Source organism: Streptomyces sp. NPDC058964, from assembly GCF_042741275.1.
Taxonomy (GTDB): domain Bacteria; phylum Actinomycetota; class Actinomycetes; order Streptomycetales; family Streptomycetaceae; genus Streptomyces.
In genome coordinates this window covers 50362-62111 of record NZ_JBHYKH010000001.1, presented here as the reverse complement: position 1 = coordinate 62111, position 11750 = coordinate 50362, and the positions used below count along the sequence as shown (strand labels likewise).

10 protein-coding genes and 1 pseudogene are annotated in these 11750 nt (G+C 70.2%); 3 read left to right on the top strand and 8 right to left on the bottom strand.

All coding sequences use genetic code 11. From position 1 onward, the window contains the following. Positions 1–906, top strand: a pseudogene (locus ACFW2E_RS00315) (hypothetical protein); the annotation flags it as partial. Further along, positions 906–2453 (top strand): hypothetical protein, encoded by a 1548-nt coding sequence (locus ACFW2E_RS00310; RefSeq protein ID WP_384458962.1) that lies wholly within the window; start codon positions 906–908, stop codon positions 2451–2453. The pseudogene ACFW2E_RS00315 and the gene ACFW2E_RS00310, both read left to right, overlap by 1 nt. Before the next feature lie 64 nt (positions 2454–2517). On the opposite strand, the gene ACFW2E_RS00305 is transcribed toward ACFW2E_RS00310, so the two are convergent. The 8 genes from ACFW2E_RS00305 to hemL all read right to left on the bottom strand — a co-directional run bounded on the left by ACFW2E_RS00305 (position 2518) and on the right by hemL (position 10684). Continuing rightward, positions 2518–2922 carry a hypothetical protein gene (locus ACFW2E_RS00305; RefSeq protein WP_384458959.1) on the bottom strand — a complete coding sequence of 135 codons (405 nt, stop codon included), beginning with the start codon at positions 2920–2922 and terminating at the stop codon, positions 2518–2520. Between the two features lie 61 nt (positions 2923–2983). Next, positions 2984–4084, bottom strand: a complete 1101-nt coding sequence (gene ccsB / locus ACFW2E_RS00300; RefSeq protein WP_384458956.1) for a c-type cytochrome biogenesis protein CcsB — start codon at positions 4082–4084, stop codon at positions 2984–2986. Next, the gene (locus ACFW2E_RS00295; RefSeq protein WP_384458953.1) at positions 4081–5799 is read right to left on the bottom strand and encodes a cytochrome c biogenesis protein ResB; all 1719 of its coding nucleotides are present in this window, start codon (positions 5797–5799) and stop codon (positions 4081–4083) included. The genes ccsB and ACFW2E_RS00295 overlap by 4 nt, the downstream gene beginning before the upstream one ends. 4 nt (positions 5800–5803) lie before the next feature. Beyond that, positions 5804–6580 (bottom strand): cytochrome c biogenesis CcdA family protein, encoded by a 777-nt coding sequence (locus ACFW2E_RS00290; protein WP_384458950.1) that lies wholly within the window; start codon positions 6578–6580, stop codon positions 5804–5806. Position 6581: 1 nt separating this feature from the next. Continuing rightward, a complete protein-coding gene (locus ACFW2E_RS00285) occupies positions 6582–7169 on the bottom strand; it encodes a TlpA family protein disulfide reductase (RefSeq protein ID WP_384458947.1) in 588 nt (195 codons plus the stop codon). A gap of 66 nt (positions 7170–7235) precedes the next feature. Further along, positions 7236–8528: a hypothetical protein gene (locus ACFW2E_RS00280; protein WP_384458944.1), complete on the bottom strand. Its 1293-nt coding sequence runs from the start codon at positions 8526–8528 to the stop codon at positions 7236–7238. 159 nt (positions 8529–8687) lie between these two features. Next, on the bottom strand, positions 8688–9335 hold the full coding sequence (locus ACFW2E_RS00275; protein ID WP_384458971.1) for a histidine phosphatase family protein: 648 nt from the start codon (positions 9333–9335) through the stop codon (positions 8688–8690). Positions 9336–9367: 32 nt separating this feature from the next. Next, a complete protein-coding gene (gene hemL, locus ACFW2E_RS00270) occupies positions 9368–10684 on the bottom strand; it encodes a glutamate-1-semialdehyde 2,1-aminomutase (RefSeq protein ID WP_384458941.1) in 1317 nt (438 codons plus the stop codon). Positions 10685–11010: 326 nt separating this feature from the next. On the opposite strand from hemL, the gene ACFW2E_RS00265 reads away from it, so the two are divergent. Next, positions 11011–11649 (top strand): hypothetical protein, encoded by a 639-nt coding sequence (locus ACFW2E_RS00265; RefSeq protein ID WP_384458938.1) that lies wholly within the window; start codon positions 11011–11013, stop codon positions 11647–11649. The last annotated feature ends 101 nt before the right edge of the window (positions 11650–11750 follow it).

The window sequence follows — 11750 nt, the reverse complement described above, 5'->3', positions numbered from 1 at the left end:
GCGCATAACCTGCCGGAGGCGGCCTCGCTGGGCCGGCGGCGGACGGCGGACGTACGGCTGCACGAGGACCACGACGGCTCCCCCGCCTACCGTGAGCTCCTCGACCGGCTCGTGCCCGCCGACCAGTTGGACGAGCTGACCGTGCTGGCGGCCGCGCACGACCACGACTCGGCGTGCGCGCTGGCCGAGGCCCTGCTTCCGGACGACTTCGGCCCGGCGGACGTACGGGCGTTACAGACCCGGCTGGCCCGGGAGGGACTGCCGGGCCGGCCGGGCCAGTTCGTCGGCGATCCCTTCGTACGTACCCTGCTGCTGCTCCGGCTGCATCTGCGGGGCGCCGACCACGGCCCGTGGCGCACGGCCCACGAGACGCTGGTCGCGCGCTACACGGAGTCCACCGGGAACGCCGACGCCTACCGGCTGCACCACCAGCTCGCCCTGGGGACTACGGAGCCGGCGGTCGCCCAGCTGCGCGACACCTTCCACACTCTCGGCACCCGCGCCTGGCTGCGCATGCTCCGCTTCGTCGCGTCGGCGCCCTACTTCCACGCGCACGACGCGGACGGCCGCGACTTCTCCGGCCGGGACGACCGGCGCGCGGCCGTGGCGCTGGGCCGCACGGACGCCGAGCAGCAGGTGCCGGAGGGCGTGGACGCCGTGCTGCACCTGCGCATACGCAGGCTGCTGCACGCCGTGTGGCAGCTGGCCGACCCGCTGGTGCTGCCCGACCCGAGGGTGTGCGACCGGCTGCGGTTCGAGCTGGAGCAGCTGTCCAATCTGCGGCCCGCGGGCAACGCGCTGCTGTGGCGGGCGTCGCGGGACTGGCCCGCGGCCGCGCTCGCCGGGCGCCCGCTGGACGGCCCGGACGAGGAGGACGACCCGGACGACCGGAGCGGGGAGGCGTGATGGCACGCAGGGGTCTGGGCACATGGCTGCGCGAGGACGTCTGGGAGATACCGCTGCGCCGCTACCTGGCGCTCCTGATCACCGCGGGCCTGGTGACCGGTCTGGTCTTCGCGGCGCGCACCCTCGCGCACGACGACCGGTCCTGCGCGCCGGGGGTGTCCCGGCCCGAGGGCAGTGACGAGTGCGTGGGCGTGGCGACGACGGCGTACGACTTCGGGCATCCCCGGCTGCGGGACACGGTGCGGGCGATCGCGCGCGAGAACGAACGGCTCAAGCCCGGCACCTATGTGACCGTCGCGGTGATGCTGCCGTACACCGCGACCGCCGCCGCCAGCCTGAGCGACATCCAGCACGAGCTGCAGGGCGCCTATCTCGCCCAGTACCAGGCCAACCACGACTCCAACGGGGAGGCCCCGGCGATCCGGCTCGTCATGGCCAACCCCGGGGCGACCAGCACGTACTGGAAGCGGACGGTCGACCGGCTGGCGCGGATGACGGTGAGCGCGGACCGGCTGCGGGCGGTGGCCGGGGTGGGGCAGAGCACCGACAACAACAAGAAGGCCGTCGGGGAGCTGACCCGGCTGGGCGTCCCGGTGGTCGGCTCCTCCATCACCGCCGACGACCTGGCCAACGGGCAGGGCGGCAAGGACCCCTTCCCCGGACTGGCGCGGGTCTCCCCGACCAACACCGACGAGGCGCGCGCGCTGGCCTCCTTCGCCAAGGTCAGCGCGGGCAAGGCGCTGCTGGTGTACGACAAGCCCGGGGACCCGTACACCCGGACACTGCAGAAGTCGTTCGCCGCGCTGATCAAGGGGTCGCCCTACGAGCCGCAGCCGTTCACCCCGCCCGCCGACCGCAGCCAGGAGGGCACGACCGCCAACACCTTCCGGCAGATCACCCATCTGGTGTGCGACACGTCCAAGGAGACGGACACGATCCTGTTCGCGGGCCGCCACACCCAGCTGCGGCAGTTCATCAACGCGCTGGGCGGCCGTGGCTGCCAGGACCGGAAGTTCACGCTGCTGACCGGGGACGAGGGCTCGTACCTGACCGGCGAGAAGGATCTGGACCGCGGCGCCCTGAAGCACAACCTCTCCGTCCGCTACACCGCCCTCGCGCATCCGGACGCCTGGGCGGGGGATCCCGCGAGGACGGGCGGCTCGGCGGCGGACGCGCAGGTGCTGAAGGCGCTGCTGAAGAGCGCGGAGCGGGAGCCGGTCGGGCCGATCGGCCCGGTCGCGCTGGACGACGGGCAGCTGATCATCGCGTACGACGCCGTCCGGCTGGCCGTGCACGGCATCCGCGAGGCGGTCCCCGAAGGCAGGAAGGTCCCGTCGCTCGAGGACGTGGGTCTGCAGTGGCCACAGGTCAAGGGGTCGCTGCGGGTGAACGGGGCGAGCGGCTGGATCTGTCTGGACGTGCACGGCAACCCGTACGACAAGGCCGTGCCGATCGTGGAGCTCATCCCCGAGGGCGGCTCCCGCTTCGTGCGGACCGCCTGGCCGGAGGGGAAGCCGCCGGCGAGGGAGTGTCTGCCGCCGTCCTAGTCCCTGACGTCGGATGCCCGCCTGCCCCGCCCTCCGGGCGGACGACGGGGATGTGACGGAACGCCTAGGCCGCGCCCTCGACCAACTGGATCAGACGTTCGAATCTGGTCCGCCAGCCCTGCTCCGACTCCCCGTTCCCCCGGAACTCATGGGTGAAGCGCAGGGCGCTCGCCGCCTCCCCGTCCCGCTCCAGATGGAAGCGGAGACGGCCGCCGCCCTCCACCGTGTACTCGGCGACCCGGTCCACGTCCCACGCCGTGATGTGCCCGCTGCCCAGACCCCGCAGGGTGACCGCACCGCCGAGCCGCGGCTCGAGGACATCGACGCCGGTGAACCAGCCCGCGAGCCCCTCAGGGGTGGCCAGCGCGGGCCACACCTCGCCCATGGGCCCCGGAAGCCGCACCAGGAAGTGGAGTATGTGCGTGTTCCCATGGGTCTGGCTGGTGCCCTGTTCGATGGAACCCGTCATGGAACCAGCCTGACCCGGGCGTGCGGCTTCCGCACCCCTTGGGGGCGCTCGCCGGCGCCGGCTACACGCCCGCGTACGAGTGCTTGCCGCTCACGAAGATGTTGACGCCGTAGTAGTTGAACAGCCAGCAGGCGAAGGCGATCATCGCGAGGTACGCGGCCTTGCGGCCCTTCCAGCCGGCCGTGGCGCGGGCGTGCAGGTAGCAGGCGTAGGCGATCCAGGTGATGAAGGACCAGGTCTCCTTGGGGTCCCAGTTCCAGTAGCGGCCCCAGGCGTCGCCCGCCCAGATCGCGCCCGCGATGATCGTGAACGTCCACAGCGGGAAGACGGCCGCGTTGACCCGGTAGGCGAACTTGTCCAGCGAGGCGGAGGCGGGCAGGCGCTCCAGGACGGAGGTCGCGAAGCTGCCGGGCTTGCCGCCGCTTTCCAGCTTGTTCTCGTACGAGTCCTTGAACAGGTAGAGGATCGTCGCGACCGCGCCGACGTAGAACACCGCGCCGCAGAAGATCGCGGTGGAGACGTGGATGTACAGCCAGTACGAGTGCAGGGCCGGAACCAGCTGGTCGCTCGCGGTGTAGAGGACGGTCACCGCGAGGCCGAGGTCGAGCAGGACCGTGGTGATGAGGAACAGGCCCATCCAGCGCACGTTCTTCCCCAGCACCAGCAGCGCGAGGTACACACCGACGGCGACCGTGGAGAACGTGATGTTGAACTCGTACATGTTGCCCCACGGCGCCCGCTCCACGGAGGCCGCCCGGGCGACGACACCGGCCAGCTCCACGAGGAAGGCGAGCACGGTGAGGGACACGGCGATCCGGCCGTAGAGGTCGCCCTGTTCGTCACCGCCGTGGGCACCTGGCCCGTCCGGCACGTCCCGGGCGCCGGCCGAGGACCGGACGACGACCTTGGGCCGCTCGAGGACGGCGGTGCCGCCGGCCGTCCTCACCGTGACGGCGGGCGCGGCGGCCTTCTTCGAGGCGTCGGCGGTGAGCGCGGCGGCCGTACGGCCGACCTTGCTGCGGCTGCCGAGGAGCCACTCCGCGATGTACGCGAAGAAGGCAAGGGTGTAGACGGCCATCGAGGAGTAGATCAGCGTGTTGCTGATGCTCGCGAGATGCTCGTTGGTGGCGGTGGCGAGATCGGTTGCGGCGGCGAGAGTCACTTCTCAGCCCCTTCGGCAGGTACGACTTCGGGGTCGGGGGTTTCTGAAGGGTCGTCGTCGGGGTCCGGAGCCCCCGGCGCCTGGTCGTAGAGGAGTCCGGCGAGGTCGCCCAGTTCCTCGGGCACCTTGGCGGACTCGCTGCGGCCGAGCCCGGCCATCTCGACGACGGTCACGCCGTCGGCGCCGCGGACGGCCCGCACCCAGACGCGGCGGCGCTGGATGAACAGGGACGCGGCCAGACCGAAGATCGCGGCGAGCGCGCCGCCGAGCGCCCAGCCGCCACCGGGCTCCTGGACGATCTCGAAGCCGGCCCACTCCTTGATGTCCTTCTCGAAGGTGACGGAGCCGGCGCCGTTCGGGAGCTGCATGGTCTCGCCGGGCTTCAGGTTCGTCCGCAGCTGCCGCCCCTTGGCGTCCTCGAACGCCTTCATGTGCTTCTTGTCGAGCTGGTACACGCTCTGCGGCAGGCCCGAGTCGACGCCCAGGTCGCCGTAGTAGGGCTCCAGGTTCAGCACCGGGTTCAGCAGCGCGGGGAACGCGGAGGAGATCTCCATGCCCGCTCCGCCGTAGGTCGGCAGGAAGAAGGCCTTGATGCCGAGCTGCTCGCCGAGACCCTTGGCGTTCTTGTAGCCGTCCATCACCTTGATCACGCCCTGCGAGGTGACGTTCCCGTCGAGCGGCAGAAGCGGCACGGCGTCGTGGAAGACCTCGTTGCCCTTGCCGTCGCGGACGGTGATGACGGGCGCGTAGCCGTGACTCACGAGGTAGACCTTGGAGTCGTCGATCTTCAGCGGCTGGTTGACCTTGACGGTGGTCGAGGTCTCCTTGCCGTAGGCGCCCTTGCTGTAGGTGAGCTTCGCCTGGTAGGTGCGCGGGGTGCCGCGGTTCGGGCCCGTGAGCTCGTAGGTGCCCTTGAAGTCCTTCAGGTCGAAGCTGAAGGGCACCAGGTCGTCGGTGGTGAACAGGCTGCCGGACTTGAAGTCGTCGTACTGGATGATCGAGTTGGAGAAGCCGTCGCCCTCGACGACCAGCTTGGTGCCGTCCGACTTGTACAGCTGGCCCGAGGCGAAGGCGACCAGCAGCACGATCAGCGCGATGTGGAAGGCCAGGTTGCCCAGCTCACGCACATAACCCTTCTCGGCGGCGACGGCGTCACCGGCGACATGGGCGCGGAACCGGCGCTTCCTGAGCAGGGCGAGCGCGGCCTCGCGGACCTGCTCGGGGTCGGCCTCGGTGCGCCAGGTGGTGTAGGCGGGCAGCCGGGTCAGCCGCTTGGGCGCGGCCGGCGGACGGCCGCGCAGCTGGCCCACGAACTGCCAGGTGCGCGGGACGATGCAGCCGATGAGCGAGACGAACAGCAGGATGTAGATCGCGGAGAACCACACCGAGCTGTAGACGTGGAAGAGGCCGAGCTTGTCGTAGACGGGCGCCAGCGCCGCGTGGTTCTTGCGGAACTCGGCGACCTTGGTGACGTCCGCGCCGGTCTGCGGGATCAGCGAACCGGGGATCGCGCCGAGCGACAGCAGCAGGAGCAGCAGCAGCGCGACCCGCATGGAGGTCAGCTGCCGCCAGAACCAGCGGGCCCAGCCGACGACGCCCAGCGAGGGGAGGCCGGCCGGCTCCTCCTGGGGCGCGGTGGACAGCTGGGAGCCGGCTGCGCCCAGGTCCTGGTCCTCGGACCCGGCCCCGGAGTTGTCCGTCGTGGTGTTGCTCATCGGGTCAGATCCCCACGTTGAAGCCGTTGGACCAGATCTGCATCTGGTACACGAGACTGTCCCACGCCCCGGTCAGCAGCAGCACACCGGTCACGATCATCATCGTGCCGCCGGCGCGCATCACCCAGACGTAGTGGCGCTTGACCCAGCCGAAGGCGCCGAGGGCCTTGCGGAAGGCGACGGCGGTGAGGACGAAGGGCACGCCGAGGCCGACGCAGTAGGCGACGGTCAGTATGGCGCCGCGGCCGGCGCTCGCCTGCTGCGAGGACAACGCGACGACCGAGGCGAGGGTGGGACCGATGCAGGGGGTCCAGCCGACGCCGAACAGCGCGCCGAGCAGGGGGGCGCCCACCAGGCCCGTGGCGGGGCGCCGGTGGAAGCGGAACTCGCGCTGGGTCAGCCAGGGCATCAGCCCCATGAAGAAGACGCCCAGCAGGATCATGAGCACGCCGAGCACCTTGGACAGCGTGTCCTTGTGCTCCTGCAGGGTCCAGCCGAAGAAGCCGAACAGCGCCCCGCCGGAGACGAACACGGCACTGAAGCCGAGCACGAACAGGGAGGCCCCGGCGACCATACGCCCCCGTTTGGCCTCGCCCAGGTCGGTGCCGGCGACCCCGGTGACGTAGGAGAGGTAGCCGGGGACGAGGGGCAGGACGCACGGCGAGAAGAAGGAGACGAGGCCGCCGATCACGGCGACCGGCAGGGCGACCAGCAGGGCGCCGCTGTAGACGGTCTGGTTCCTGCCCGCCGCTTCCGCGGCGAGCGGCAGAAGCGCGCTCACGTCACTTCTCCGCGAGGACCGGCTTGAGCATCTTGAGCAGGCTCTCCTCGCTGAGCCCCTCCAGGGCCCGCGCGGCGATCTTCCCGTCCCGGTCGATGACGAGCGTGGAGGGGATCAGCTGCGGGTTGAGCGTGCCCTTCTTGAAGCGGAGCATCAGCCTGCCCGTCGGGTCGTACAGGCTCGGGTAGGTGATGCCCAGGTCCTTCTCGAAGGCGAGCGCCGGAGTGGTGCTGGTGTCCCGGGTGTTGATGCCGACGAACTGGACGCCCTTGTCCTGGTACTCCTTGGAGACCTTGGCGAAGTTCGGGCCCTCCGCCCGGCACGGCCCGCACCAGGAGCCCCAGACGTTGACGACGACGACCTTGCCCTTGTAGTCGGCGACGTCGAGGCTCTTGCCGTCCACGGTCTTGCCGGACAGGTCGGGCGCAGCGGCGCGGTGCCCCCTGGCGGCCGTGTCGATGCCGTTGTTGCCGGTGACGAAGTTGGTGTTGCCGCCCCCGCCGGAGGTGCCGCCCGATCCACACGCGGACAGGGTCAGGGCCGCTGCGGCGGCCGTGGCGGCAAGCAGGACGCGGCTACGGGTGCTCATGTGAAAAGTTTCGCATGCCCGTTCTGGGGATCTTGCGCACCCCCCTTGCGGGTGGAAAACCGCTTTTCAGGCGGCATTCGATGCGGCGCCCGCGGAGCCGGAGGGGGTGTCCGACAGGAAGTTCTTCCAGCCGCCGGCCGGCCGCTGCCCGACGTCCAGGGTACGCAGCTTGGCGAGCACCGCCGGCTTCTGGACGTCCAGCCAGTCCACGAACTGCCGGAAGGAGACGAGCCGCACGTCGGCCCCCTTCTCCTTCTCCCGCGCGATGTGCTTGAACGCCTCCTCGACGGCGTCCATGTAGATGCCGCCGTTCCACTGCTCGAAGTGGTTGCCTATGAAGAAGGGTGCCCGATTCGTCTCATAAGCCCGCTGAAATCCAGATATGTACGCCTGTGCGGACTGGGTCCGCCAGCCCGGGTAGTTGGACGGGGGCGCCTTGGTCGAGTTGACCGACTGGTTGGCGAGCATGTTGTAGTCCATGGACAGGACCTCGAAACTGCGGCCGGGGAAGGGTATCTGCTGCAACGGCAGGTCCCAGATCCCCAGCTTCTTCTGCGGCCACGTCTGGCGGCCGCCCGGCGAGGAGGCGTCGTAGCGCCAGCCGAGTTCACGGGCGGTGGGCAGCAGGTTGTTCTGACCGAGCAGACAGGGCGTACGGCCGCCGGCGAGTTCCTTCTCGTAGTCGAACGGCAGCGACGGCAGTTCGGTCCAGCCGGAGTTGGTGCGCCACTCCTTCACGAAGGCCTTGGCCTGCTGGATCTCGCTCTTCCACTGCTGCGGGGTCCAGTTGGCGACCGTGCCGGAGCCGGAGCAGAAGTGCCCGTTGAAGTGGGTGCCGATCTCGTGGCCCTCCAGCCAGGCCCGGCGCACGTTCGTCAGCGTGGCCTTGACGTGGTCGTCGGCGAGGTAGCCGATGTCGGAGGCGCCGCGTGGGTTGTTCGGCGGGTTGTAGAGGCGCTTCTTCGACTCGGGCAGCAGATACAGCCCGGAGAGGAAGAAGGTCATGCTCGCGCCGTGTTCCTTGGCGAGGTCGAGGAAGCGCGGGAAGAGGCCGTTGCCGACCTCGCCCGCGCCGTCCCAGGAGAAGATCACGAACTGCGGCGGGGTCTGCCCGGCCTGCAGCGGCTCGGGCTTGGCGGGCTGGTGGGGCTGCCTGCCGGTGAAGGACGTGGAGCCGTCACCGATGGGCCGGGCGGGGCGCGCGCCGCCCTTGCCGCCGTCGCCGCCCTTCGAGCCGCCGGAACCGGAACCGCGCCCGTCCCCGTCTGAGGCGTTGAGCGTGCCACAGCCGGCGAGACCGGCGGCGGCCGCGGCGCCCGCGCCGAGGCCGAGTATTCCCCTACGGGAGAAGGTGCGCATGAGAACCCCGATTCGTCACATCCTGCTGGCGGTCACCCACTCAGAGGGCGTGACGAACCGGGAGGTTCCGCTACTTCTTCCATATTTTGCAACGAACACAACAAAAGCGCCCTAAGGGACGGCAGTTGTGGTGCTTGCCCCGATCGGGTTCGGCCCCGGTCAGGCTCCGAAGGCCTTGCTCTGTCCCTTCACCGGCTTGGCTCCCGCCAGGAGGTGAGCGGGAACCAGGTCCCGGGCCGGCTCGGTGTAGCCGACGGAGACGATCCGGTCGCCCCGGTAGGTGAAGGACGTCAGCGAGGCGAGCGTGCACTGCCGCCTGCGCGGGTCGTGCCACAGCCGCCGCTTCTCGACGAACGACCGCACGATCCAGATCGGCAGCTGGTGGCTGACGAGCACGGCCTCGTGACCGCGCGCCCGGTCCTTGGCCGCGTTCAGGGCGCCCATCATCCGTACGACCTGCTCGACGTACGGCTCTCCCCAGGACGGTTTGAAGGGGTTGACGAGGTGCTTCCAGTTGGCGGGCTTGCGCAGGGCGCCGTCCCCGACCCCGAAGGTCTTCCCCTGGAAGACGTTCTCGGCCTCGATGAGCCGCTCGTCGGAGTCGAGGTCCAGGCCGTGCGTCTTGGCGATCGGCGTCGCGGTCTCCTGCGCCCGCTCCAGTGGGGAGGCGACCACGTACGTCACGTCCCGGGGGGCGAGGTGCTCGGCGACCCGGTCGGCCATCTGCCGCCCGAGCTCGGAGAGGTGATAGCCGGGCAGCCGCCCGTAGAGCACCCCGTCGGGGTTGGCGACCTCGCCGTGCCGCATCAGGTGGACGACGGTGATGGCGTTGTCGTTGCTCACGCGGTGGCCTCCGCGGCGGCTCGGGCCGCCGCCGGAAGGGCGTCGGCGATCTTCTGGATGGCCCGCTCGTCGTGGGCCGCGGACACGAACCAGGACTCGAAGGACGACGGCGGCAGGTAGACGCCGTCGGAGAGGAGCGAGTGGAAGAAGGCGGTGAAGCGGAAGGACTCCTGCGCCTTGGCGTCCTCGTAGTTCCTCACGGGCCGGTTGGTGAAGAAGACGGAGAACATGTTGGAGGCGGTCTGCAGCTGGTGCGCGACCCCTTCCTTGGTGAGGGCCTCGGTGACGAGGCCCTGGATCTGCGCGGAGACGCCGTCGACGGTCTCGTACGCGGCGTCGTCCAGGAGCCGCAGCTGGGCGAGGCCCGCGGCGGTGGCGACCGGGTTCCCGGAGAGGGTGCCCGCCTGGTAGACGGGCCCGGCGGGCGCGAGGTGGGCCATGACGTCCGCACGGCCGCCGAAGGCCGCGGCCGGGAACCCGCCGCCCATGACCTTGCCGAAGGTCATGAGGTCGGGCCTGACCCCGTCGATGCCGTACCAGCCGGAGCGGCTGGTACGGAACCCGGTCATGACCTCGTCGGAGATGAAGAGAGCCCCGTTGCGCTGGCAGGCGTCCTTGAGCCCCTGGTTGAACCCGGGCGCCGGCGGCACGACGCCCATGTTGCCGGGCGAGGCCTCGGTGATCACACAGGCGATCTCGCCGGGGTGCCGGTGGAAGGCCTCGTTCACGGCCTCCAGGTCGTTGTACGGCAGCACGATCGTGTCGCCGGCCTGCGCGCCGGTGACACCGGGCGTGTCGGGCAGCGCGAACGTGGCCACCCCGGACCCGGCGGCGGCGAGCAGCGAGTCCACGTGCCCGTGGTAGCACCCGGCGAACTTGATCACCTTGGACCGCCGGGTGAATCCCCGGGCGAGCCGGATCGCCGACATGGTGGCCTCGGTGCCGCTGGACACGAGCCGCACCTGCTCGACGGGCTCGACCCGCGCGACGATCTCCTCGGCGAGCGCGACCTCGCCCTCACCGGGCGTACCGAACGAGGTACCGCGCGCGACGGCCTCCTGGACGGCGGCGATGACCTCGGGGTGCGAGTGCCCGAGGATCATGGGCCCCCACGAACAGACCAGATCGACGTACTCACGCCCGTCCGCGTCGGTCAGATAGGGACCGGTGCCGGACACCATGAACCGGGGCGTACCGCCGACGGCACGGAAGGCGCGCACCGGGGAGTTCACGCCCCCGGGCGTGACGGCGGCCGCACGGTCGAACAGCGCCTGCGAGACAGGCGCTTCGTATGAATAGGGGATTTCGCTCATGACGTGCGGCTTCTCCGACTTCTCGGACTCCGGTTGCGTAGTGACCTCCTCAGGGTAGGCCGCCCCGGTCATCACTCCGACAAACACGTGGTCGATCTCGCGTCCGGCGCCGCTTGTCGGTGCCGCGCCATCTGCGAGACTGGGGCCTGATACACACAGCTGATACACACAGCTCATACGGCTCATGGTGATCAGGGACGGCGAAGATCCTGCGGACTGGTGTTTCGACGCACGTTTCGGCGGGCGGCCGTGGGGGAGGTCACTGTCACGATGATCGGGTTGCGCGGCGGGGGCCGCGCGTCCTAGAAAAGCAGTCGGGTGGAGATATGCATCGCGGTGGCGGACTGGGCGAGGGGACCGATGACCTGGGTCCTCGACGTGCCCGGCGGGGAAGGCACCGACGCGAGGCGGAGGAAACGACCGAGGCACGTCAGGCACACGGTGTGCCGAGTGAGTCAGAGCGCGACGATCGACGTATCGACCGTCGGATCGATCGGCTGGGGGCGGGGAACAGGAATGGTGGTCGGGTGGGGGTGACATACAAATACTTCGGCGCGCCGGACGGCGCGACCGCGGCCCGCGTCCCGATCTCGATGCGCCCCGAGGAACTCGGCGGCGACGAGCTCGGCATGAACGGCATGTTCACCAAGATCAAGCCGGAGACGATGGCCGCGATGGTGCTGACCGGCATCGAGGGCGTCCCCCTGCACAAGGTGCCGCCCCTGGAGCTGGTCGTCCTGCACCCCGACTACGCGGTCGTGAAGCTCCCCATGACCGTCGTGGACCCGCTGCGGGGTATCGGCGAGGAGGCGGTGGGCGCCGCGGCCTTCATCTGGTCGACGGTCCCGGACCGCGGCGGCCCGCGCGACGCGTTCAACGTGTACCAGCTGCTGCACGAGTGGCAGGACTTCAGCCATCGGTTGCATGAGGCCGGGCATCAGCCGTACTGCCTGGTGTGGCCGTAGGGCGACGGGCGGCCGAGAGCGGGCGGGGACCTTGGACCCCGCCCTTTTCCGTGTGCCCGCGCGGCGTCATGATCGGGGGGGGCGGGGAGGGGACGCCGCCG

What these genes read in the sequence shown, in the direction of transcription:
- ACFW2E_RS00310 (WP_384458962.1), top strand. Translation starts at nt 906, where the DNA reads ATGGCACGCAGGGGTCTGGGCACATGGCTGCGCGAGGACGTCTGGGAG.
- ACFW2E_RS00305 (WP_384458959.1), bottom strand. Translation starts at nt 2,922, where the DNA reads ATGACGGGTTCCATCGAACAGGGCACCAGCCAGACCCATGGGAACACG.
- ACFW2E_RS00295 (WP_384458953.1), bottom strand. Translation starts at nt 5,799, where the DNA reads ATGAGCAACACCACGACGGACAACTCCGGGGCCGGGTCCGAGGACCAG.
- ACFW2E_RS00285 (WP_384458947.1), bottom strand. Translation starts at nt 7,169, where the DNA reads ATGAGCACCCGTAGCCGCGTCCTGCTTGCCGCCACGGCCGCCGCAGCG.
- ACFW2E_RS00280 (WP_384458944.1), bottom strand. Translation starts at nt 8,528, where the DNA reads ATGCGCACCTTCTCCCGTAGGGGAATACTCGGCCTCGGCGCGGGCGCC.
- ACFW2E_RS00275 (WP_384458971.1), bottom strand. Translation starts at nt 9,335, where the DNA reads ATGCGGCACGGCGAGGTCGCCAACCCCGACGGGGTGCTCTACGGGCGG.
- hemL (WP_384458941.1), bottom strand. Translation starts at nt 10,684, where the DNA reads ATGAGCGAAATCCCCTATTCATACGAAGCGCCTGTCTCGCAGGCGCTG.
- ACFW2E_RS00265 (WP_384458938.1), top strand. Translation starts at nt 11,011, where the DNA reads ATGCATCGCGGTGGCGGACTGGGCGAGGGGACCGATGACCTGGGTCCT.